This window comes from Monashia sp. HAY1-5C (assembly GCF_056755255.1).
Window position 1 is genome coordinate 13,445 of the sequence record NZ_JBPGXG010000003.1, and the last position, 22,678, is coordinate 36,122.

A 22,678-nucleotide genomic window follows, 5' to 3' on the forward strand; every position below is an offset into this window, starting at 1 on the left:
CTCGGTCGGACGCGACGCCGGCCCTCGCTCGCGGACGAGCGAGGGGCGGCGCCGCGTCCCGGGTCGGTGCGTCGGCGTGCCTCAGCCTGCCGGCGGCGTCGTTCAGTGGCGGTCCTGCTTCTCCTGGCATGACAGGCACAGGGTCGCACGCGGACGGGCCTGCAGTCGAAGCTTGCCGATCGGGTTGCCACAGTTCTCGCACACGCCGTACGTGCCGGCCTCGAGCTGCTCGAGCGCGTGCTCGGCCTGCAGGAGCCCGGCGCGCGCGTTCGCGGCCACCGACATCTCGTGCTCGCGCTCGGCCGTCTTGGCGCCGGCATCGGCCTGGTCGTCGCCCGCTCCGTCGCCCGACGAGCGCAGGAAGCTGTCGAGCTCCTCCTCGGCGATCTTCAGCTCGACGCGGTGCTGCTCGATCTCCTCGAGGAGGACGCCGCGGACCTCCGCGATCTCGTCCTCGCTCCAGGGGCTCTCGTCGTCCTTGACGCGCAGCGTCTCGGCGATCTTCTTCGCGCTGGTGCGCGAGGTTCCGGTCCTGGCCCGCGTGCTCGCGCTCGTCGCGCTCGGGGTGCCGGTCGTGGGGCTCGTCGTCACTGCTGCCTTCTCGGGTCGTGGGGCCGTCTTCGCGGACGGCCGGGTGGTCCTCGCGCTCTGGCGCGCCGGAGTCGTCTTCGTCGTCTTCGTCGTCTTCGTCGTCTTCGGAGTCGTCGTCTTCGGAGTCGTCGTCTTGGTCGTCGCGGTCCTGGTCGTCGCCTTCTTCGTCGCGCCCGTCTCGGGGGTCGCTCTCGGGGCCGGGCTCGTGGCCGTGGCCTTGTTCGCGGCGCTCTTCTTGGCCGTCGTCGCGCTCTTCGTCGCGGACTTCTTCGGGGACGAGGTCGCTGCGTTCTTCGCGGACTTCGTCGTTGCGGACTTCGTCGCAGTCCGCCTCGCGGCGGTCTTCGTCGCGGACTGTCTCGCAGTCTGCGTCGCGGCAGGTTTCGTCGTGGACCGTTTCGCGGTCTTCTTCGGGGCAGGCTTCGTCGCGGACGTCTTCGCGGCGGTCCTGCTCGGGGTCTTGCTTGCGGTCTTGCTTGCGGTCTTGCTTGCGGTCTTGGTCGAGGTCTTGCTAGCGGTCTTGGTCGACAGGCCCCTCGTCGTCCTCGCCGCGCTCTTCTCCGCCGTCGTCGCGCTCTTCGTGCTCTTCGTCGTGGTCGGTCTCGCCGTGGACTTCGCCGTGGACTTCGCAGGGGACTTCGCCGGGGTCTTCGCGGCGGGCCTCGCGGCGGGGTTCGCTGCCGTCCTCGTCGCGGGCGCCGTCGTGGCCTTGGCGGTCTTCCGGGTCTTCGCGGGCGTCGGGGCCGCGGTCGTCTGCGCGGGGGTCTGCCTCGTCGCCTTCGTCGCGGCGGCCCTGGCCGTGCGGCCCACTGCCGACACCGCCCGCTTGGCCGCGGACGTCACCGCCGCCGCCGTCCTCTTCGCCGCCATGGCGTCCACCTCCGTCGCTCGTGCTGTCGACGTTGCAAGTGCGGCTGACAATAAGCCCCGCGCGGGTCCGGCACAAACACGAAACGCTACGGGAGGCAAGAGTCGTCCTGGGCACACAACGCGGGCCGCCCGGGATGGTTCCCGAGCGGCCCGCGTGCGTCTGTCGAGGAGGGTGAGAGCGCGCCTCAGCCCTGGGTGTCACCGGCGCCGGCGTGCGCCGGCTCCTGGACGCTGGCGTCGAGGTCCTGCAACTGGCTCTCGATGTAGGACTTGAGGTTCGAGCGGTAGTTCTTCTCGAACCCGCGCAGCTCGCTGATCTTGCGGTCGAGCAGCGACTTCTGCTTGTCGAGCTCCTCGAGCAGCTGGGCCTTGCGCTGCTGCGCCTCGGCGACCATGCCCGTCGAGCGCTCGCGCGCCTCGGTCAGCATCTCGTCCCGCTTGGTCGCGGCGTCGGCGAGGATCTGGTCGCGCTGGGAGGTGGCCTCGGCGATCATCTGGTCACGCTGGGCCGCGGCTGCCGCCGCGAGCTGCTCGGCCTGACGCGTGGCCTCCTCGTGACGGGCCTGCCCGGCGTTGACGAGCTCGTCGTGCCTGGCCTGGGCCGTCGCGATGAGCTCGCGGTGACGGTTCTCGGCCTCGGAGATCAGCTCGTTGCGACGCGTCTCACCCGCGGCGACGTGCTCGTCGTGGAGGCGCTGTGCCAACGCGATGACGCCGGCGGCGTCGGTGGTGCCAGCGGGCGCAGCAGCGGCTGCCGCGGCAGCGGGCTGGATGCGGGCGGCGGCCTCGGCGTCGGAGTTCGCGCGGGCGGCACGCTCCTCGGCGGCGCGGGCGTTCTCCTGCGCCTTGGTCATGCGGGCCTCGACCTCGCGGGCGCTCTCCTGGGCCTTGGCCAGCCGGGACTCCGCGTCGGCGACCTTGGTGTTGAGCTCGTTGAGCTTGGCCTGGGCGTCGTTGAGGGCCTTGGAGTCGACGGCCGCCTTCGCGGCGGCCTCGGCGCGCTCGGCCTCGGCCCGTGCGCGCTCGATGCGCTCCTTGGCCTGGCGCTCGGAGTTGTCGGCCTCGGCCTTGGCCTTGGCCGCACGGTCCTGGGCTGCCTTGAAGGCGCGCTCGGCGTCCTGGATCTTGGCGGTGAGCCCGCCGAGCTTGGCGTCCTCACCGGGACGGCCGACGACCGGCATCGCGGCGGTGGCGCCGTCCGCGCGGACCGCCGTCTGGTTCTTCGACGCGCGGCAGTCGTTGAGCTGCTTGAGGTAGTCGTCGCGCTGCTCGATGAGAGAGCGCATCTCGGCCACGATCTCGTCGAGGAAGTCGTCGACGTCCCGCTCCTCGTAGCCCCGGCGGAACTGCGTGGTCTGGAAGTGCTTGTTGAGCACCTGTTCCGGCGTAAGCGCCATGTCTCACCTCGATGCAGACGTAGTGGTTCGGGTCCAAGGTATCTAACGTTCCGGTCACGAACCAAAGCCGTGCCCCGCGGTGCGCGCCGCAGGCCACGGCCCGCCCGCAGCGGCGCGCCGCCGACGGTCCGCTAGAAGTAGCTGGGGACGTTGAGCGCGAGCGAGGTCAGCAGCATCAGGACGAGGAAGCTCAGGTCGAGCCGGACGCCGCCGAGGTTCGGCGACGGAATGACCTTGCGCAGCGCCCGCAGGGGTGGGTCGGTCACCGTGTACACGGCCTCGGCCAGGACGAGCACGACCCCGGTGGGGCGCCAGGAGCGCGCCAGCATCTGCACCCAGTCGAGCACGAAGCGGCCGATGAGGGCGATGAAGAAGAGGAAGACGACCACGCCGTAGATCGTCCAGAACGCGTCCATGTCGTCAGTGTCGCCGATGCGCGCGCGTCAGGAGCCGGCGGGGTGCTGTGTGGTCACTGTGCGTCGCAGGCCGGCAGGCTCGCGTCAGCTCTGGTTGAAGAACCCGCGCGTCGACGGGGACGGCGCCTCGGGCTCGTCGGCCGAGATCTCGACGTGGGCCGGCGACAGGAGGAAGACCTTCGACGTGACCCGCTCGATGGTGCCGTGCAGGCCGAAGACGAGACCGGCCGCGAAGTCGACGAGGCGCTTGGCGTCGGCGTCGTCCATGTCCGACAGGTTCATGATGACCGGGACCTGGTCGCGGAACCACTCGCCGATGTTCTTGGCCTCGTTGTACGTGCGCGGGTGGATCGTCGTGATGCGGTTGAGTCCGCCGACCTCGGGCTCACGCACGACCGCGGCGACGGGACGACGCGTCGGCAGCTGCGTGACGGCCGCGGTGTGCTCGGGCTCGTCGTCGTAGCGCTCGGGCTCGTCGTACGCCTCGTAGTCGTCGTAGCGCTCGTGACGCTGGTCCTCCTCGCTCAGTCCGAGGTACACCATCGTCTTGCGCAGTGCCCCTGCCATGGCCGGCTCCCAACGTTCGGATCGTGCTGAATCGCTCCCGACGTTACAGAAGTGACGGGCGTGAACCGAGGATTGCCGTGCCGACACGCAGGTGTGTCGCGCCGTGGCGCACGGCCGCCTCGAGGTCGCCGCTCATGCCGGCCGAGACCCACGTGGCGTCGGGATGCTCCTGCCGCAGCCGGCGGGACAGCTCGTGCACCGTGGCGAACGACGCGTCGGGGTCGGCTCCGAGGGGAGCGACGGCCATGAGCCCCCGCAGCCGCAGCGCGGCCTGCGCCTCGACCGCCGCGGCGAGCTCGTCGAGGGTCTCGGGAAGGGCTCCTCCGCGGGACGTGTCTCCGTCGAGGCTGACCTGCAGGAGGACGTCGAGCGCGTGGTCGGGGCGCCCGACCCGGTGGGCGCCCTTGGCGAGGCCGTCGACGAGCTTGGTCCGGTCGAGGCTCTGGACGACGTCGGCGTACTGCGCCACGTGGGCTGCCTTGTTCCCCTGCAGCCGCCCGATGAAGTGCAGCACCGCGGCGTCCTCGCCGCGCCCCCATCGCCCCCTGCCACCTGACTGCTCCTCGAGCACGTGGCGCACGTGCTCGTACTTCTCGGCGGCCTCCTGGTCACGGTTCTCGCCGAAGTGCCGGACTCCGAGGCCGTGCAGGAGCAGCACGTCGGAGGCCGGGAAGAACTTCGTCACCACGACGAGGGTCACCTCGCCGGGGTCGCGACCGGCGTCGGCACAGGCCCGCTCGATCCGTGCCTCGACCGCCTCGAGGGCCGCCCGCAGCTGGTCGCGCCGCGCCGCCTCTCCCTCCGCGCGCACGGCCGAGGCGCTCATGCCGTCGCCCCGCGACGCACGACGACACCGGCGAACCGGCCCGTCGTGCCGTCGCGGCGGTAGGAGTAGAGGTCGCGGTCCTCGCGGGTGCAGCCGGGCACCCAGGCGACCGGGACGCCGGCATCGGCCAGCTGCTCGACGACGCCGGCGGCGACGTCGACGGCCGGAGTGCCCTGCCACGACCGGGCGGCGGCCGCAGGGGTGACGGCAGCGGCCGCGCGGGCCATCTCGGCGGGAACCTCGTAGCACCGACCGCACACCGAGGGGCCGACGGTGGCGCGCACCGAGCGGGCGCCGAGGTCGCGCATCGCCGCGACGGCGCGGGGCACGATGCCCGACACCATGCCGGGCCGGCCCGCGTGGACGGCCCCGACGACGCCGGCAGCGGCGTCGTGCAGCAGCAGCGGCACGCAGTCGGCCACGAGCACCGCGAGCGCGAGCCCCGGCGCACGCGTGACGATCCCGTCGACGGCCGGCGGTTCGCCCGTCCACGGGCCGTCGACCTCGACGACCTCCGTGCCGTGCACCTGGCTCATGAACAGGAGGCGCTCGCGCGCCACCCCGACCTCACCGGCCAGGGCCGCGCGGTTGGACTCCACGGTGTCGGGGTCGTCGCCCACGTGGCCCCCGAGGTTCAGCCCGGTGAACGGCTCCCGTCCGGTGCCCGCCGAGCGTCCGGTGAAGCCGAGGTCGACGCGGTCGGGGACGGACCCGCCGGCGGGGTCGTCGGCCGAGGGTCCGGAACGCCAGAAGAACACGGGGCCAACCTACCGTCGCGCCCGGAGCGACCGACGGGAGGCGCCGCGTGGGGCGCCTCCCGTCGGGGTGGTCCGGTGTTCGGGCGAGGCCCGGGGGCCTTACTTGAGGAAGTCGGGCACGTCGAGGTCGTCGCTGTCCTCGAAGGTCACCTGACGCGGCGGCTGGCTCGAGCGCGGGGCGACCGGCTGCTGCTGGTGCTGCGGCACCTGGTGCGACGGGGCCTGGTGCTGCGGCGCCTGGTGCTGGACGGGGGCCTGCTGCTGGGTCGGCAGCTGCTGGGGCACCGCCGCCTGGTGCGGGGCGGGCTGGTGCGCCTGCTGGCCGACGACCGGCTGCGCGGCCGGGACGCCGTTGCTGTGCGGGGCCGCGGGCTGCGCCGGAGCCGGGCGGTGCTCGGGCTGGGCCTGGTGGTTGGGCTGGTGCGACGAGGCCGGTGCGGACGAGCGGCCCATGACCTGGCCGAGGGCGCGGTCGTCGTGGCGCTGGCTCGGGCCGCCACCGTCGAACCCGGCGGCGATGACCGTGACGCGGACCTCGTCGCCGAGGGCGTCGTCGATGACGGCGCCGAAGATGATGTTGGCCTCGGGGTGCGCGGCCTCCTGCACGAGGCGCGCGGCCTCGTTGATCTCGAAGAGGCCGAGGTCGGAGCCACCCTGGATCGACAGGAGGACGCCGTGCGCGCCGTCGATGGAGGCCTCGAGGAGCGGGCTGCTGATGGCCAGCTCGGCGGCCTGGACGGCACGGTCCTCGCCGCGCGCGGAGCCGATGCCCATGAGCGCCGAGCCGGCGCCCTGCATGACCGACTTGACGTCGGCGAAGTCGAGGTTGATCAGGCCCGGGGTCGTGATGAGGTCGGTGATGCCCTGGACACCCGACAGCAGGACCTGGTCCGCCGACCGGAAGGCGTCCATCATCGAGACGTTGCGGTCGCTGATCGACAGCAGGCGGTCGTTGGGGATGACGATCAGGGTGTCGACCTCCTCGCGGAGGCTGCCGATGCCGGACTCGGCCTGGTTGGCGCGTCGTCGGCCCTCGAAGGTGAACGGGCGCGTCACGACGCCGATCGTCAGGGCGCCGAGGCCGCGGGCGATGCGGGCCACGACCGGCGCGCCGCCGGTGCCGGTGCCCCCGCCCTCACCCGCCGTGACGAAGACCATGTCGGCCCCCTTGAGGACCTCCTCGATCTCCTCGGCGTGGTCCTCGGCGGCCTTCTTGCCCACCTCGGGGTCGGCGCCGGCACCGAGGCCGCGGGTCAGCTCGCGGCCGACGTCGAGCTTGACGTCGGCGTCGCTCATCAGCAGCGCCTGCGCGTCGGTGTTGATGGCGATGAACTCGACGCCCTTGAGACCCACCTCGATCATCCGGTTGATGGCATTGACGCCGCCGCCGCCGATGCCGACGACCTTGATGACGGCCAGGTAGTTCTGCGGTGCTGCTGCCACGGGAGTGGGCCTTCCTGAGTGGTGGTGCCGGTGCTGCATGGTTCGGGTGAGATGCGCCTGGCGCGAGGGTTCGGACCTCAACCTTAAAGGTCGACCTGAAGGTTACAGTTTGGTCACGAACCAGTGCCCCGACGGTATGCCGTGACCCGAGGCCGATCAACCCGACTCGCGGCGTGTCGCCAGGGCGATTGGGCCTTTTGCGACGGCATCTGCACAGCAGTCACACCGGCACCATCAACCTCGCTGGACCCCGCCGGCACCAAGCAGCGTCCCCACTGTGCCACGGCACCGGCGGCTCGACGCGGGAGGGTCACCCGGGTTACGGGTCAGCGCGTCACGGGCGAGTCGGGCACGCTGACGTCGATGGTGCTGCCGGGCTGGCCGAGGAGCACCGCGACGAGCCGGGCCTTGCGCTCACCGTCCCCCGGACCGCCCCACACGACGGTCTTGCGCTTCGACGTCGACGTGACGGTGAAGCTGACCTGGTCGGCGGCCGAGACCGTCACTCCCGAGACGTCGCCCCGTACCGACGCCGGCAGCGACGTGAGGGCCTGCAGGGCGGCAGCGACGCCGGCCTTCGTCACGGTGTCGGTGCTCGAGCGCACGAGGGGCACACCGTCGGGGGCTGCGTCGACGGTCCGGAAGGCGAAGCCGGTGGCGTCGACGAGGTCGACGCTGCCCTCGGGGGTGCGCACGGCGAGGACGGCCCGCCGCGGTGTGACCGCGACGACGACGGTGTGCGGCAGGCTGCGCGAGACGGACACGTCGTCCCACGCCTTGGCCGCGACGAGGCGCTGCTCGGCCGCCCCGGTGTCGACCCGCAGCAGCGGACCACCGAGGGGCACGGCCGCGACTCGGCGGACGTCGGTGGCGGCCGCTCCCGTGACCCCCCGGACCTCCACCCGCGTGGCCGTCAGGAGCCCGCTGAACCAGCCGACCCACGCGAGGAGCCCGAGCACGACCAGCAGGCCGACGCCGACGGCGGCGAGCAGACGCGGGCGACGCCGCGCCGCTGCGGCCCGCCGCTCGAAGCGGGCGCGCGAGGAGGACAGCCCGCGCCCGGCGAGCTGACGTCCCGGCGACCGATCGAGCATCAGGCCTCTCCCCCACCCAGGGCGAGCAGCACCTCGGGTCCGATCATCGTCACGTCACCGGCCCCGACGGTGAGGACGAGGTCGCCCGGACGGGCCCGGGCGGCGACGTGGCGGGCCACCTCCGACCACGAGGGCACGTAGTGGACCTCGGCCTCCGGGCGGGCCGCGAGGACCGCGTCGGCGACCAGCTGCCCCGTGACGCCCGGCAGCGGGTCCTCCCGGGCGGCGTAGACGTCCATGACGACGACGACGTCGGCGGGCGCGAGCCCGGCGCCGAGCTCGGTGGCGAAGTCGCGGGTGCGGCTGTACAGGTGCGGCTGGAAGACGACGACGAGGCGACCGGCGCCCTCGACGAGGCGTGCGGCCGTCTCGACGACGGCGGTGACCTTGCCGGCGTTGTGCGCGTAGTCGTCGACGACGACGACGCCGCCGGCCTCGCCCTTGGGCTCGAAGCGTCGTCGGGTCCCGGTGAAGCCGGCCAGGCCGTCGAGGACGGCACCGGGGTCCAGGCCCAGGCCGTGGACCGCCGCCGCGTACGCCGCCGCCGCGTTGAGGGCGTTGTGCCGCCCGGGGACGGCGAGGGTCATGGTGCGCTCGGCGCCGGCGTCCGCGACGATCACCGACGCGGTGAGACCGTCCTGCCGGTGGTCGCGCAGGGCGACGTCGGCCCCGTTCGAGAAGCCGTACGTGACGACGCGGGTGCCGGCGGCACGGGCGCGCCCGGCCAGCGCGGCCGAGCCGGCATCGTCCAGGCAGGTGACGAGCAGGCCGCCCGGCGCGATGGTCGCCACGAACGCGTCGTACGCGGCCTGGACGACCTCGAAGCTGTCGTAGAAGTCGAGGTGGTCGGGCTGCACGTTGGTCACGACCGCGATCTCGGGGTGGTAGACGACGAACGAGCCGTCGCTCTCGTCGGCCTCGACGACGAATACGTCGTCGCGGCCGTCGTGGGCGTTCGTGCCGTGCTTGGCCAGCTCGCCGCCCACGGCGAAGGACGGGTCGAGGCCGCAGCCCTGCAGGGCGACGGTGAGCATCGAGGTCGTCGTCGTCTTCCCGTTGGCCCCGGCGACCGCCACGGGACGCCGCCCGTGCATGAGGGAGGCCAGGCCCTGCGCCCGGTGCAGGACCGGCAGGCCCCGCTCGCGCGCCGCGACGAGCTCGACGTTGTCCTCACGGATCGAGCTGCTCATGACGACGGCGTCGGCGCGCTCCTGGTGCGCGGCGTCGAACCCGACCCAGACGTGCGCGCCCTCGCTCTCGAGCGCCTTGAGCACCGGGACGTCCTTGGCGTCGCTGCCGGTGACAGGGACGCCACGGGCGAGCATGATGCGGGCCACGCCCGACATCCCGGCCCCGCCGATGGCGAGGAAGTGGACGCGGCCGAGGTCGGCGGCATCGGGCACCTCCGCGCCGAAGTCGAAGCGGGCGGCGGCGAACGGCTCGGCCACGGTCGGCGTCCGGCGCCCGGCCGGCCTGCCGGTCACGCGGGCACCCCCGCCCGGGCCGCGGCGTCGTCGACCATGTCGGCGAGCCGTTCGTCGGCGGCACGCTCCCCGAGCGTCGCGGCCGCCGCGGCCATCCGCTCGAGGCGGGGCCGGTCGGTGGCGAGCGCGACGAGCTCCGAGCCGACCCACGCCGCGGTGAGGTCGGCGTCGTCGACGAGCAGGCCGCCTCCTGCTGCGACGACGTCGGCCGCGTTGAGCCGCTGCTCCCCGTTGCCGATGGGCAGCGGGACGTAGACGGCGGGCAGGCCGACGGCGGTCAGCTCGCAGACGGTGTTGGCCCCCGCGCGAGCGACGACGAGGTCGGCGGCGGCGTAGGCCAGCTCCATGCGGTCGGCGTACGGCACGACGACGTACGGCGCGCCCCCGTCGGGCACCGCGACGTCGAACTCCTTGCCGAGCCCGGTGATGTGCAGCACCTGGACGCCGGCGGAGCTCAGCCGCCGGACGTTCTCCCGGAAGGCGTCGTTGAGCCGCTGGGCCCCGAGCGAGCCGCCGGTGACGAGGACGGTCGGGGCCGACGCGTCGAGCCCGAACCCGGCGAGGGCCTCGGCGCGGCTCGCGGCCCGGTCGAGGGTGGAGACGGCGCGACGCAGCGGCATGCCGATCCGGGTTGCGTGGGGCAGCGAGGTGACGGCGAACGTCGTGGCGACGTGGGCGGCGAAGCGTGCCCCGAGCCGGTTGGCCAGCCCGGCCCGGGCGTTCTGCTCGTGGATGACGACGGGGACGCCGCGGCGCCGGGCGGCCAGGTAGGCCGGGGTGCTGACGTACCCGCCGAACCCGACGACGACCCGCGCGCCGGTGTCGTCGATGGCCGCCCCCGCGGCGTCGACGGCAGCCTTGAGCCGGCGGGGCAGCCACAGGAGGTCACCGCTCGGCCGGCGCGGCAGCGGCACCTTCGGCACGACCCGAAGGTCGAGCCCGTGCGCCGGCACGAGGCGCGCCTCGAGCCCCTCGGTGGTGCCGAGGGCCGTGACGCGCACGTCGGGGTGCCGGCGCCGGAGGGCGTCGGCCAGGGAGAGCAGGGGCGACACGTGGCCGGCCGACCCCCCACCGGCGAGCAGGACGGAGGTGGGCGAGGACAGGTGGATCACCGACTTCTGCGAGAGGACAGGGCGCGGGTGCGCGAGGGCAGCACCGCGAGCGACCGCCTGATCATCCCGCGTCGGGACTCGAGCAGCGCACGGCACCCCGGTTCGTTGCGGGCGAAGGACAGCAGGATGCCGAGGGCGAGGAGGGTCGTGACGAGGGACGAGCCGCCTGCCGAGACGAGTGGCAGCGGCACGCCGATGACCGGGAAGAGGCCGATGACGGCACCGATGTTGATGATCGCCTGCCCGATGAGCCAGGCCATGATGCCCGAGCCGGCGACCCGCACGAAGCGGTCCTGGGTGCGGCTCACGAGGCGGAAGCACGCCCAGGCGAGGATGCCGAACAGGAGCAGGATCATCAGCGTGCCCGGCAGGCCGAGCTCCTCGCCGATGATGGCGAAGATGAAGTCGTTGTGGGCCTCGGACAGCCAGGCCCACTTCTCCTTCGAGGCGCCGAGGCCGACGCCCCACCAGCCGCCGTCGGCGAGGGCGTACATGCCGTGGACCGCCTGGCCGCACCAGCCGTCGGGGTTGGTGTTGCACGCCGGGTCGAGGAAGTCGGTGATGCGCTTGACGCGGTTGCCGCTCGTCGCGACGAGCGCCGCGACACCGGCCGCCCCGAGCACGCCGCCGACGACGAAGACCCGCAGTGGGGCCCCGGCGACCGCGAGGACCGCGGCGATGACGACGAGGAACACCATGGCGGTGCCGAGGTCGTGGCCGGCGAGGACGAGCGCCAGCACGACCGCGCTGATGGGCACGAGGAAGGGCAGCACGACGTGCAGGACGCTCGACATCCGCGCGGACTTGTTGGCGTAGATGGCGGCGCCGGCGAGGACGAGCCCGACCTTGGCCAGCTCGGAGGGCTGGAACTGCACCGGGCCGAGGGCGAGCCAGTTCTGGTTGCCGTTGACCGAGACGCCGAGCGGGATGACGGCGGCGAGGAGGAGGACGGACACGACGAGCGAGGGCATCGCGAGGCGCTTCCAGCGCTTGACGTCGAACCGGCTCGCCACGGCGGCCGCGACCCCGCCGAGGACGGCGAACAGCAGCTGGCGGGCGAAGACGGTGTAGGAGGCCTTGTCGGCCAGCAGCTGCTCGACGCTCGAGGCGCTGAAGACCATGATGAGGCCGATGACGACGAGGGTCGTCGTGGCCCCGAGGATGAGGTAGTAGGTCGTCAGGGGCGACTCCAGCTTGGCGATGATCGGCAGCGACCGGGTGCCCCCGGACCGCCCCGCCTCCTCCGCGTGCGCCTCGGCGCGCGCCCGGGCCCGCTCCTTGGCGGCCTGCGCCGCCTGGGCCCGCTGCGCCGCCGACCCCTTGGCGGCCGCACCCTTCGACCGGGACGAGGTCGTCGTGCTCACCCCGTGCTCACCCCCGCACTCACGCGTCGCCCCCGCTCCCCCTGGCGTGCCGGCGGACCGCCTCCTCGAAGGCGTCGCCGCGCGCACCGTAGTTCGTGAACATGTCCATGGACGCCGCCGCCGGGGCGAGCAGCACGACGTCGCCTGGCTGGGCGAGGCGTGCGGCGTGCGTCACGACGCGGTCCATGACCCCAGTGTCCGTGTCGGCGACGTCGACGACGGGGACATCCGGCGCGTGTCGGGAAAGGGCCTGGGCGATCTGGTCCCGGTCGGCTCCGATGAGCACCACCCCGCGCAGCCGCGAGGCGACGTCCTCGACGAGCGCGTCGACGTCGGCGCCCTTCAGCAGCCCACCGGCCACCCACACGACGGAGTCGAACGAGCGCAGGGCCGCCGCGGCCGCGTGCGGGTTGGTGGCCTTGGAGTCGTTGACGAACCGGACGCCGCGGACGGTGGCGACCTCGGCGATCCGGTGCCGGTCGGGCCGGAAGCCGCGCAGCCCGTCACGCACCGCGATCGGGCCGACGCCGTAGGCCCGCGCCAGGGCGGCCGCCGCGAGGGCGTTGGCGACGTAGTGCGGCGGCGGGGGCGGGCCGTCGCCCTGGAGGTCGGCGAGCGTGCACAGCTCGGCCGCCGAGCGCTGCCGCTGCTCGACGAAGGCACGGTCGGCGAGGACGTCCTCGACGACGCCGACCATCGACGGGGCCGGGATGCCCAGGGTGAAGCCCACGGCGCGACAGCCCTCGACGACGTCGGCCTCCATGACGAGCTGCTCGGTCTGGATGTCGGCGACGTTGTAGACGCAGGCCAGGTGGGTGTTCTCGTAGATGCGGCCCTTGGCCCGCAGGTACTCGGCGTAGCCACCGTGCCAGTCGATGTGGTCGGGCGCCACGTTGAGCACCGCCGACGCGACGGCGGACACCGACCGCTGCCAGTGCAGCTGGAAGCTCGACAGCTCGACGGCGAGGACGTCGTAGGGCTCGGGGTGCAGGACCGCCTCGAGCAGCGGGGTGCCGATGTTGCCGGCGGCCGCGGCGCGCAGGCCGGCGTGCTGCAGGATCGAGGCGAGCATCTGGACCGTCGTCGTCTTGCCGTTGGTGCCGGTGACGGTGAGCCACGGCGCGGCGCCCTCGGCCGGCCGCATCCGCCAGGCGAGCTCGACCTCGCCCCACACCGGTATCCCGGCCGTGGCCGCGGCCAGCATGAGCGGGTCGTGCGGGGGCACGCCGGGCGAGGTGACGACGAGCTCGGTACCCTCCGGCGGGGTCACGACGTGCTCGGGACCGAGGCGCACGTCGACGCCGAGGATCTCCAGGATCGTGGCCCGCTCGCGGATGGCGTCGGTGGCGTCGCGGGACACGGCTGTCACCCGGGCCCCGCGCTCGGCCAGCACATCGGCGGCGGCGAAGCCGGACACGCCGAGGCCGACGACGAGGACCTCGATGCCGCTCCAGTCGGCGTCGCGGTGGGTCAGGCCCTCACGGGGCTCGTAGGTCGGGTCGAACGTCATTGGGAACCCACCACCCACTCGGCGTAGAAGAAGCCCAGCCCGAACGCGACGAAGAGGCCGGCGACGATCCAGAACCGGACGACGACGGTCACCTCGTTCCACCCGACCATCTCGAAGTGGTGGTGCAACGGCGCCATCCGCAGCACCCGTCTGCCCGTCAGCTTGAAGGAGGCCACCTGGGCCACGACCGAGAGGGTCTCGAGGACGAACATGCCGCCGAGGATGATGAGGAGCAGCTCGGTGCGGGTCGTGATGGCCAGGCCCGCGAGGGCTCCGCCCAGGGCGAGGGACCCGGTGTCGCCCATGAAGATCTTCGCCGGCGTCGCGTTCCACCAGAGGAACCCGAAGCAGGCGCCCATCCCGGCCGCCGCGACGAGCGCGAGGTCGTGGGAGTCGCGGACCTCGTAGCACTTGATGCCCGGGTTGGTCTGGCAGTTCTGGTTGAAGGTCCAGATGCTGATGAGGACGTAGGCGCCGAAGACCATCGTCGAGACGCCGGTGGCCAGGCCGTCGAGGCCGTCCGTCAGGTTCACGCCGTTGGAGGCGCCCGCGATCATGACGTTGGCGAAGACGACGAACAGGATGACCCCGACCACCGAGCTGCCGGCCAGCGCGAGGCTGATGTTCGTCTCGCGCACGAAGGAGACGAGCAGCGACGCCGGGGTGCGGTACTGGTCGTTCGGGAACTGCACCGCGAGCACGGCGAAGACGACGCCGACGAGCGTCTGGCCGAACAGCTTCTGCTTCGAGCGCAGCCCGAGGCTGCGCTGCTTGCTGATCTTGATGAAGTCGTCGAGGAACCCGACGAACCCGAGGCCGCCCATGAGGAACAGGACGAGCAGTCCGCTCGCCGTGGGTGGGTTGAGGGTGAGCAGGTGGGCGAAGAGGTAGGCGCCGAAGGTCGCGGCGATGATGACGGCCCCGCCCATCGTCGGGGTCCCACGCTTGGTGTGGTGCGAGGTCGGGCCGTCGTCGCGGATGAACTGGCCGTAGCCGCGCTTGACGAGGAACTTGATGAACAACGGGGTGCCGAACAGCGAGATGAGCAGCGAGATGGACGCCGCGAGGAGGACGCCCTTCACCGCGCGGCTCCCTGGACCGCCGCCGCCGCCGACGTCGACGCCGTCGGGCCGGCCGGCAGGGGGATGCCGGCGAGCCGGTCGCCGAGCCAGCGCAGGCCGCTGTCACGGCTGGACTTGAGCAGGACGACGTCACCGGGCCGCAGCCGCTCGACGAGCAGGTCGTGCGCCGCGTCGGCGTCGGGCACCCACGCGGCGCCGGGGAAGGCGTCGGCGATGGGCCGCGCGCCCTCCCCCACGACGACGAGCTCGTCGAGGCCGCGCGCGGCCGCGTGCTCACCGACGCCCCGGTGCTCGGCGGCACTGCCGGCACCGAGCTCGAGCATGCCGCCGAGCACCGCCCAGCGGCGGCCGGGCGCAGCCATCGCGGCGAGGGCGTCGAGGGCGGCGCGCATCGAGTCGGGGTTGGCGTTGTAGGCGTCGTTGACGACGACGACGCCGTCGGGGCGCTCGGTGATCTCCATGCGCCAGCGGCTCACGGCCTCGGCGGCGCACAGGCCGGCTACCACCTGGTCGAGGGTCAGGCCGAGCTCGAGGGCGGCCGCGGCCACGGACAGCGAGTTGCCGACGTGGTGGGCGCCGCTCTGGCGCAGCGAGACCCGTGCGGAGCCTTGCGCCGTGACGAGGGTGTACGAGGGCCGTCCGCGGTCGTCGAGGACGACGTCCTCGGCGCGCACGTCGGCGTCGGGGGCGTGGCCCACGAGCACCACGCGCGAGTCGAGCCCGTGGGCCATCGCGCGCACGAGGGGGTCGTCGGCGTTGAGGACGCTGACACCCTCGGCCGGCACGGCGCGCGGCAGCTCCGACTTGGCGAGGGCGATGTTCTCCTTCGAGCCGAACTCGCCGACGTGGGCCGTGCCGACGTTGAGGACGATGGCGACCTGCGGCGGCGCGATGCCGGTCAGGTACGCGATGTGCCCGACGCCCCGGGCCCCCATCTCGGCGACGAGGAAGCGCGTCGTCGGGGTGACCCGGCAGACCGTGAGCGGTACCCCGATCTCGCCGTTGAGCGAGTTGACCGGCGCGACGGTCTCGGCGACGGTCGACAGCACCGAGGCGAGCAGGTCCTTGGCGCTCGTCTTGCCCGACGAGCCGGTGATGCCGACGACGCGCAGCTCCGGCGCGCGGTCGACGACGCCGCGGGCCACGCGGCCGAAGGCGGTCTGGACGTCGTCGACGACGACGCAGGGCACGCCGTCGACGACGCGCGAGGTGAGCGCGGCGACGGCACCTGCGGCGAGGGCCGCGCCGACGTAGGCATGCCCGTCGGCGTGCTCGCCGACGCGGGCGACGTAGAGGCTGCCGGGGGCGCACTCGCGCGAGTCGGTGCTCACGGGGCCGTCGACGACGACGGTCTCGGGCGCGTCGGTGCCGTGGACGGTGCCACCGGTGAGGTCGCGGACCTCGGCCAGGGTCAGGGCGATCACGCGGTCACCCCCGGCCTCGTCGTCGGACGGGTCGTCGTCGGACGCGTCGAGGTGACGGCGGCGAGGGCGGCGCGGACGGCGTCGCGGTCGTCGAACGGGTGCTTCACTCCGTGGATCTCCTGACCCTTCTCGTGTCCCTTGCCGAGGACGACGACGGTGTCGACGTCCTCGGCCTGCTTCCCCGACCCGACCACCGCGAGCGCGACGGCCTCGGCGACGGCGCTCGCACGCGCGCCACCGTCGATGATCTCGGACGCCGTGGCGTCACCGGACGCCACCTGCGCCCTGGCTCCCTCGACGACGGCCGCGCGGATCGTCGCGGGGTCCTCGCTGCGAGGGTTGTCGTCGGCGACGACGACGACGTCGGCGCGACGGGCGGCGGCGGCGCCCATGGCCGGCCGCTTGCCGCTGTCGCGGTCACCACCGGCCCCGAGCACGACGATGAGACGCCCCCGGGTGCTCGGGCGCAGCGCGGCGAGGGCTGCGTCCACGGCGTCGGGCGTGTGGGCGAAGTCGACGACGCAGCGTGGCGTGCCGTCGCCGCCGGGGGCCACGACCTCCATGCGGCCCGGCACGACGGGGGGCACGGCCATCGCCGCCTCGACGTCGGCGTCGGACAGGCCGGCGGCGAGCAGGGCGAGCGCCGCCAGGGCGGTGTTCGCGACGTTGAAGTGTCCGGGTAGGTGCGACACCAGGGCGATGCCGCGTCCGGACGCTTGCTCGCGCAGCGTGAAGGCGCCGCCCTCGCCCTCCTCGACGCCCCAGTCGGCCCTGGCGAGCTCGGTGGTCGACAGGGTCGTCACCGGGACGCCGGCCTCGCGGGCCAGGCGCACACCCCAGGCGTCGTCGACGCAGACGACACCGGACCGCGAGCGCCGCGGGGTGAACAGGGACGCCTTGGCGGCGAAGTAGGCCTCCATCGACGGGTGGAAGTCGAGGTGGTCCTGCGAGAGGTTGGTGAAGAGCGCGACGTCGTAGACGACACCGTCGACCCGGTGCAGGGCGAGCGCGTGGCTCGACACCTCCATGACGCAGGCGTCGACGCCACGCTCGCGCATGACGGCGAGCAGCGCGTGCAGGTCGGTGGCCTCGGGCGTCGTGCGCACGGAGTCGACGTGGTCGTCACCGATGCGCGTCTCGACGGTGCCGATGAGGCCGGTGCGCGAGCCGTGCGCGCGCAGGGCCGACTCGACGAGGTAGGCGGTCGTCGTCTTGCCGTTCGTACCGGTGATGCCGATCATCGTCAGCGCCGCCGAGGGGTGCCCGTACACGGCGGCCGCGACGTCCCCGAGGACCGCACGCGGGTCCCCCGAGACGAGCACCGGGACCGCCGGCAGGCCGGCCTGCGCCACGGCGGCCTCGACGAGCCCGCGGCCCTCGGCGTCCGTGAGGACCGCGAGGGCGCCCGCAGCCACGGCGTCGGCGGCGAAGCGGGCGCCGTGGACGTTGAAGCCCGGCAGGGCCGCGTAGAGGTCTCCCGGCAGGACGCTGCGGCTGTCCAGCGTCACGCCCGTCACGACGACCGAAGCGGCGTCGGATGCCGCGTCGGATGCGGCCTCGGAAGCGGCGTCGGCGGCGCCCGTCCGGCTCGTCAGGTCGCCGAGGTCGCCGAGCACACGCAGTGGCACGCCCGACGTGGCGGGTCGAACGGTGGAAGGTGACACGTCATCCCAACTTACAGGCCATCCCGCTGGGCCCGCGCATTGCTGATGACCGTGGGGTCGCTCGCGGACAGCGGCTTGTCGGCCCACACGTGGTAGTCCAGGTTCGACTTCGGGCTCGGTGGCGCACCGGTCCGCTCGAGGATGTAGGTCATGATCTGGTTGAAGACCGGCCCGGCGAGCATGCCACCGAACATGCCGGCCGACGGCTTCTGGATGAACACGGCGACGACGTACTTGGGCGCCTCCGCCGGGGCGTAGCCGATGAAGGAGGCCGTGAAGCCGTTGTACCGGCCGAGCTTCTCGTCGTAGCGGTCGGCGGTGCCGGTCTTGCCCGCGACCCGGTAGCCCTTGATGCGGGCTGCGCTCGCGGTGCCGTTCTGCCCGGTGACCTCCTCCATCATCCGCGACAGCTTGACCGCGGTGTCCTGCGTGACGACGCGGCGCGGTGTCGTCGGGGCGGACGGGATGAAGGTGCCGCTGTCGTTGTAGACCCCTTCGACGAGCGACGGGGGCACACGGACGCCCTTGTTGGCGATGGTCTGGAAGACACCGGCCTGCTGGATCGCGGTGACCGCATAGCCCTGGCCGAACAGGATCGTGTAGCGACGGCTCGAGACCCAGTCCTTGGCTCCGGCGAGCAGGCCCGCCGACTCGCCCGGGAACCCGACCGGCGTCTTCTGGCCGACGCCGAACTTGCGGTAGTAGGCCTCCATGACGGCCGGCGGGACCCGCTCACCGATGAGCATCGTCCCCATGTTCGAGGACTTGGCGAGCACGCCGGTGGCCGTCATGTTCTCGACCCCGTGGGGTTCGTTGTCCTTGAACCGGACCCCGGCGCGGGGCAGGCGCTCGGGCACGATGACGCCGGTGTCGGGTGTGATGACGCCCTCCTCGAGTGCGGCGGCCATCGTCATGAGCTTGCCGGTGGAGCCGGGCTCGAAGGCGACGTTGAAGGCCTGGTTCTCGAGGTTGGACGCCTTGGCGTCGGCGAGGTCGTTGGGGTCGAACGTCGGGTAGCTGGCGGCCGCGCGAACCTTGCCGGTGGCGACCTCCAGGACGACGGCGGTCCCCGACTCGGCGCCGACCGCGGTCACCTGCTTGGCCAGGGCGTTCTGGGCGTACCACTGCAGGTCCGCGTCGATCGTGAGCCTGACGTTGCGGCCGTTGACGACCGGGGTGTCGGTGCGCTGCGAGCCCGGGATGATGTAGCCGTCCCGGGCCCGCTCGGCCACCGACCGGCCCGGCGTGCCCGCAAGCGTCCGGTCGAGCATCTGCTCGACGCCACCGGCACCGGTCTGGTCCGAGGGCAGGACGTAGCCGACGAGCTGGCCGAGGGCCATCGAGGTCGGGTAGACGCGCTGGGCCGTGCGCTCCCCGGTGATGCCCGGGACGCCGAGGGCCCGGATCTCCCGGTACACGGCAGGGTTGACGTTGCGCGCGAGGACGACGTAGCGGGTCCGCTCCCGCGTCAGCAGCGGCGTGAGGTCGGCGGTGCTGCGTTGGAGGAGTGGCGCCAGGACCTCGGCGGCCTTCGCGACGCCGTCGGCGGTGCAGTCACCGGCGACCTTGACGAAACAGCCGATGATGGTGGGGTCGGCGGCGATGGTGTAGCGGTCGACGGACTGCGCCAGCACCTGGCCCTTGGTGTCGAGGATCTCGCCGCGCATCGCCGGGGTCGTCTGCGTGACGAGGCGCTTGCTGAGCGCCGCCGTCTGGGTGGCCGAGGCGTCGAACGCCTGGATCCGCAACAGCTGCCCCGCGAAGATCGTGAAGACGAAGAGCGTGGCGACGAACATGACCCGCGCACGGCGGCGCGGGTTGACCTTCGAGATGCGCAGCGGGCGACGGGGCCTGCTGCGGCGGGCCGCCGGGGCGCGACGCGGCGCCGCTCCCCGTCCGGTGCCGGTCGGGTTCGGACGCCCGGTCGGACGCCCACGTCCGGTCGGACGTTCGGTCGGACGTTCGGTCGGACGCCCGGTCGCACGCCCGGTCGGACGCGGCGACGTCGTGGCGGCCTTGGGGCCGGACGTGGTGCCGGCGCCGGCCGAGCGCCCGGGCCGCGGGGTAGCCGCCCTCTGGGTACCCCCGCTCGGGGTACCCGCACGCGGGGCCCCGGCGCGGGCTGCCCCCGCGCCGGGAGCACCCTGGCGGGGGGCCTGCCGGCTCGGCGTCCGGGACGGTGCGGCCCCGCGGCCGGTGCGCCGAGGGTCACCACCTCGGGTCTGCGTCACGGGGTCACCTCGTGGTCGTGGGGGCCGTGCCCTGGCTCGGCTGCTGCGTCGTGCCCAGTGTGGGCTCAGAGGTCGCCGACTGCGTCGCATCCGGCCTCGTCGGCGTGGCGGCACCCGACGCCCCGCTCACACCGGTTGCCGTGGCGCCGGCGGCCGCCTTCGCCGCGGCCTCCTCGGCGGTGGCGACCTTCGTCGCCTTCGCGAGGACGCTGCGGACCTTCTTGGTCACCGTCGGCGGCGTCGGGCTCGTGACGATCGGGAAGGCGTTCTGCTTGGTGGCCGGCTCGGGGTTCCCGCTCACGGTCCCGGTCCGCAGGTCGACGTAGCCGCGCGTGTTCATCCGCACCATGCCCAGCGCGGACGCGCTGCGGGCGAGCGCACCGGTCGCCGAGGCGGCGTCGATCTGCTCGTGCAGGTTGCTCGCGGTGTCGTCGAGGCGCGCGGACTCGCGCTGGAGGTCACCGAGCGCGAGCGAGCCCTGGGCCAGGGCCGTGTTGAGCAGCAGGAGCGCGATGAGGCCGCCGACGAGCAGGGCGATGCACAGCGCGGCGAAGGCGCCGTTGCCGGTCCTGGCGATCGACGTCGGGATGACGCGGAGCGGCGCGGCGGCCGGCGCCCGTCGCGGTGCACGGAGCGGCCGGGCCGTGGCGGTCATCTGGCTCATCGGGTGGGTCCCTTCGTGGTGGTGCTGCGGGCGGAGTGCGTGGAGGTGTCGCGCACGCGCTCGGCGACGCGAAGGCGGGCCGAGGCGGCCCGGGGGTTGGTGGCGACCTCGTCGGCCGAGGGCTCCTCGGCCCCACGGGTCACGAGGGACAGGTAGGGGGCGTGCTCCGGCAGCTCGACGGGCAGGTCCGGCGGCGCGCTCGAGGTGGCCCCCGCGGCGAACGCGCGCTTGGTCGTCCGGTCCTCGAGGGAGTGGTAGGACAGCACCGCGATCCGGCCGCCGACGGCGAGCACGGCGACCGCCTCCTCGATGGCCCGGCGCCACACGGCCAGCTCGTCGTTGACCTCGATGCGCAGGGCCTGGAAGGTCCGCTTCGCGGGGTGACCGCTCTGGCGCTGCGACGCGGCGGGGATGACGCGTCGGAGCAGCTCGACGAGGCGGCCCGAGGTCGTGAACGGCTCGACCTCCCGGTCGCGGACCACGGCGGCGGCGATCTTGCGCGCGAAGCGCTCCTCGCCGTACTCGCGCAGGATCCGGGTGAGGTCCTGGGCCGTGTACGTGTTGAGGATGTCGGCGGCGGTGAGACCCGTCGACTGGTCCATGCGCATGTCGAGCGGGGCGTCGACGCGGTAGGCGAAGCCCCGGTCGGTCTCGTCGAGCTGCAGCGAGCTGACCCCGAGATCGAAGAGGATGCCGTGGACGGCCGGGAGCCGAAGGTCGTCGACGACCTCGCGGATCTCGTCGTAGACGGCGTGGACCGGGCGAAAGCGGTCCCCGAACCGGGCGAGTCGCTCGCCGGCGAGGGCGAGGGCCTCACGGTCGCGGTCGATGCCGACGACGGTGCACCCGGGAAAGCGGTCGAGGACGCCCTCGGCGTGGCCGCCCATGCCGAGGGTCCCGTCGACGTGCACCGCGCCCGGCCGGTCCAGGGCCGGGGCGAGCAGGTCGAGGATCCGGTCGCGCATGACGGGCACGTGCCGTTCCTGCGCCGGTCCTCGGTCGTTCATGGGGCGTCCTCACGCTCGTTCTGCTGCCAGTGGGGCTGGTGTTACTGAAGTTGCTGGTGTGACTGGTTCGGGGATAGGGGTGTGCGATGCGGCAGTGGAGGTGGAGGGTGGCCGACGGTGCGGGCCGGCGCGGGGTCCGGCGGTGCTGCACCTGGGGGCTGGTCCCCATCCGCTGCGCCGCCCGGGACGGGGGAAGTCGTCCCGGGAGGAGAAGCGGCTGGAGGCCGGCGCCTAGGTACGGCGCGAGGGTGCGGTCGAGCGGGTCGAGCTGCTCAGAAGAGGCCGGGGATCACCTCCTCGGCCGTGTCGGCGAACGCCTGCTCGGTCCGCTCGAGGTAGTCGTTCCAGACGGTGCTGTCCCAGACCTCGAGGCGCGAGCCGGCACCGATGACGGTGACGTCGCGGTCGAGGCCGGCGTACTGACGCAGGTTGGCCGGGATGGTGAAACGCCCCTGCTTGTCGGGGACCTCGTCCGACGCGCCGGAGAGGAAGACGCGCATGTAGTCGCGAGCGGCTCGGCTCGTCGTGGGCGCCTGGCGCATCTGCTCCGCGACCGTGACGAACTCGTCCATCGGATAGATGAACAGGCACCGCTCCTGACCACGCGTGACGACGAGCCCTTCGGCCATCCGGTCGCGGTACTTGGCCGGCAGGAAGATGCGGCCCTTGTCGTCGAGACGAGGCGTGTGCGTCCCCAGAAACACGGTCCGCCACCTCCCCTTGTCCGACCCGCAGGCGACCCCATTCCCACCTTGTTGCTCCACGATACTCCACTTCCCTCCACCGTCAACGACGTTTCCCCCAAAATCGCGTCCGGCGCGTCGCGTTTGCGCAGGTCAGCGGCGGTGGTGCGAAGTGGAGGGCGGCCCTCCCCCGTCACCGCGGCGTCGCGCTCTGCCCGACCTGCCCTGCCTCCCCGGACCGGGCCGGGTGGCACGCCCGGAGCACGCGGAGGACACGCGGAACGAACCAACCGGACCCGGTCGTCGTCCCGGTGGAGGAGAGTGGAGGAGGTCTCGGGCAACCGGGGAGCCGCGGGTGGCCCGCGGCCCGCAGGAACTCCCTGCAGTCACGGCACGTCGGTCACTACCGGCACGGCAGGTCCATGGGGGAAGATCACGTGACGGAGTGCGTCGGGTCGCCACGAGCGGACCGGCGCACCGACATGGGGAAG

20 protein-coding genes are annotated in these 22,678 nt (G+C 73.2%); 1 reads left to right on the forward strand and 19 read right to left on the reverse strand.

Features of this window, described 5'->3' with window-relative positions:
* Positions 1–102: 102 nt before the first annotated feature.
* Entirely contained in the window at positions 103–591 is a 489-nt protein-coding gene (locus ACR9ZK_RS00810; RefSeq protein WP_481339011.1) for a TraR/DksA family transcriptional regulator, read from the reverse strand.
* Between ACR9ZK_RS00810 and ACR9ZK_RS00815 the strand changes: the two genes are divergently transcribed.
* Positions 575–1,735 carry a hypothetical protein gene (locus ACR9ZK_RS00815; RefSeq protein WP_481339013.1) on the forward strand — a complete coding sequence of 387 codons (1,161 nt, stop codon included), beginning with the start codon at positions 575–577 and terminating at the stop codon, positions 1,733–1,735. The two genes, ACR9ZK_RS00810 and ACR9ZK_RS00815, sit on opposite strands and share 17 nt — an antisense overlap.
* Here ACR9ZK_RS00815 and ACR9ZK_RS00820 read toward each other — a convergent pair.
* The 18 genes from ACR9ZK_RS00820 to mraZ all read right to left on the reverse strand — a co-directional run bounded on the left by ACR9ZK_RS00820 (position 1,647) and on the right by mraZ (position 22,208).
* Positions 1,647–2,858 carry a DivIVA domain-containing protein gene (locus tag ACR9ZK_RS00820; protein WP_481339015.1) on the reverse strand — a complete coding sequence of 404 codons (1,212 nt, stop codon included), beginning with the start codon at positions 2,856–2,858 and terminating at the stop codon, positions 1,647–1,649. The two genes, ACR9ZK_RS00815 and ACR9ZK_RS00820, sit on opposite strands and share 89 nt — an antisense overlap.
* A 131-nt stretch (positions 2,859–2,989) precedes the next feature.
* A complete protein-coding gene (locus tag ACR9ZK_RS00825) occupies positions 2,990–3,274 on the reverse strand; it encodes a YggT family protein (RefSeq protein ID WP_481339017.1) in 285 nt (94 codons plus the stop codon).
* Between the two features lie 84 nt (positions 3,275–3,358).
* Complete coding sequence (locus ACR9ZK_RS00830) at positions 3,359–3,841, reverse strand: cell division protein SepF (RefSeq protein WP_481339019.1); 483 nt, start codon at positions 3,839–3,841, stop codon at positions 3,359–3,361.
* 43 nt (positions 3,842–3,884) lie between these two features.
* The gene (locus ACR9ZK_RS00835; RefSeq protein ID WP_481339021.1) at positions 3,885–4,667 is read right to left on the reverse strand and encodes a YggS family pyridoxal phosphate-dependent enzyme; all 783 of its coding nucleotides are present in this window, start codon (positions 4,665–4,667) and stop codon (positions 3,885–3,887) included.
* Positions 4,664–5,425, reverse strand: a complete 762-nt coding sequence (gene pgeF / locus ACR9ZK_RS00840) for a peptidoglycan editing factor PgeF (RefSeq protein WP_481339023.1) — start codon at positions 5,423–5,425, stop codon at positions 4,664–4,666. Before pgeF ends, ACR9ZK_RS00835 begins: the two co-directional genes overlap by 4 nt.
* A gap of 99 nt (positions 5,426–5,524) precedes the next feature.
* Complete coding sequence (gene ftsZ, locus ACR9ZK_RS00845; RefSeq protein WP_481339025.1) at positions 5,525–6,868, reverse strand: cell division protein FtsZ; 1,344 nt, start codon at positions 6,866–6,868, stop codon at positions 5,525–5,527.
* Positions 6,869–7,194: 326 nt separating this feature from the next.
* Positions 7,195–7,962: a cell division protein FtsQ/DivIB gene (locus ACR9ZK_RS00850; RefSeq protein ID WP_481339027.1), complete on the reverse strand. Its 768-nt coding sequence runs from the start codon at positions 7,960–7,962 to the stop codon at positions 7,195–7,197.
* Positions 7,962–9,446 (reverse strand): UDP-N-acetylmuramate--L-alanine ligase, encoded by a 1,485-nt coding sequence (murC, locus tag ACR9ZK_RS00855; protein ID WP_481339029.1) that lies wholly within the window; start codon positions 9,444–9,446, stop codon positions 7,962–7,964. The genes ACR9ZK_RS00850 and murC overlap by 1 nt, the downstream gene beginning before the upstream one ends.
* Positions 9,443–10,558, reverse strand: a complete 1,116-nt coding sequence (gene murG, locus ACR9ZK_RS00860) for an undecaprenyldiphospho-muramoylpentapeptide beta-N-acetylglucosaminyltransferase (RefSeq protein WP_481339031.1) — start codon at positions 10,556–10,558, stop codon at positions 9,443–9,445. The genes murC and murG overlap by 4 nt, the downstream gene beginning before the upstream one ends.
* Entirely contained in the window at positions 10,555–11,922 is a 1,368-nt protein-coding gene (ftsW, locus tag ACR9ZK_RS00865; protein WP_481339033.1) for a putative lipid II flippase FtsW, read from the reverse strand. Before ftsW ends, murG begins: the two co-directional genes overlap by 4 nt.
* Positions 11,923–11,941: 19 nt before the next feature.
* The gene (gene murD, locus ACR9ZK_RS00870) at positions 11,942–13,432 is read right to left on the reverse strand and encodes a UDP-N-acetylmuramoyl-L-alanine--D-glutamate ligase (RefSeq protein WP_481339035.1); all 1,491 of its coding nucleotides are present in this window, start codon (positions 13,430–13,432) and stop codon (positions 11,942–11,944) included.
* On the reverse strand, positions 13,429–14,514 hold the full coding sequence (gene mraY, locus ACR9ZK_RS00875) for a phospho-N-acetylmuramoyl-pentapeptide-transferase (protein ID WP_481339037.1): 1,086 nt from the start codon (positions 14,512–14,514) through the stop codon (positions 13,429–13,431). The genes murD and mraY overlap by 4 nt, the downstream gene beginning before the upstream one ends.
* Entirely contained in the window at positions 14,511–15,938 is a 1,428-nt protein-coding gene (locus ACR9ZK_RS00880; RefSeq protein ID WP_481339039.1) for a UDP-N-acetylmuramoyl-tripeptide--D-alanyl-D-alanine ligase, read from the reverse strand. Before ACR9ZK_RS00880 ends, mraY begins: the two co-directional genes overlap by 4 nt.
* Entirely contained in the window at positions 15,935–17,566 is a 1,632-nt protein-coding gene (locus ACR9ZK_RS00885) for a UDP-N-acetylmuramoyl-L-alanyl-D-glutamate--2,6-diaminopimelate ligase (RefSeq protein WP_481339040.1), read from the reverse strand. Before ACR9ZK_RS00885 ends, ACR9ZK_RS00880 begins: the two co-directional genes overlap by 4 nt.
* 47 nt (positions 17,567–17,613) lie before the next feature.
* On the reverse strand, positions 17,614–19,398 hold the full coding sequence (locus ACR9ZK_RS00890) for a peptidoglycan D,D-transpeptidase FtsI family protein (RefSeq protein ID WP_481339042.1): 1,785 nt from the start codon (positions 19,396–19,398) through the stop codon (positions 17,614–17,616).
* Between the two features lie 439 nt (positions 19,399–19,837).
* Complete coding sequence (gene ftsL / locus ACR9ZK_RS00895) at positions 19,838–20,497, reverse strand: cell division protein FtsL (RefSeq protein ID WP_481339044.1); 660 nt, start codon at positions 20,495–20,497, stop codon at positions 19,838–19,840.
* The gene (rsmH, locus tag ACR9ZK_RS00900; protein ID WP_481339046.1) at positions 20,494–21,504 is read right to left on the reverse strand and encodes a 16S rRNA (cytosine(1402)-N(4))-methyltransferase RsmH; all 1,011 of its coding nucleotides are present in this window, start codon (positions 21,502–21,504) and stop codon (positions 20,494–20,496) included. Before rsmH ends, ftsL begins: the two co-directional genes overlap by 4 nt.
* A 272-nt stretch (positions 21,505–21,776) precedes the next feature.
* On the reverse strand, positions 21,777–22,208 hold the full coding sequence (gene mraZ, locus ACR9ZK_RS00905; RefSeq protein WP_481339048.1) for a division/cell wall cluster transcriptional repressor MraZ: 432 nt from the start codon (positions 22,206–22,208) through the stop codon (positions 21,777–21,779).
* Positions 22,209–22,678: the final 470 nt, after the last annotated feature.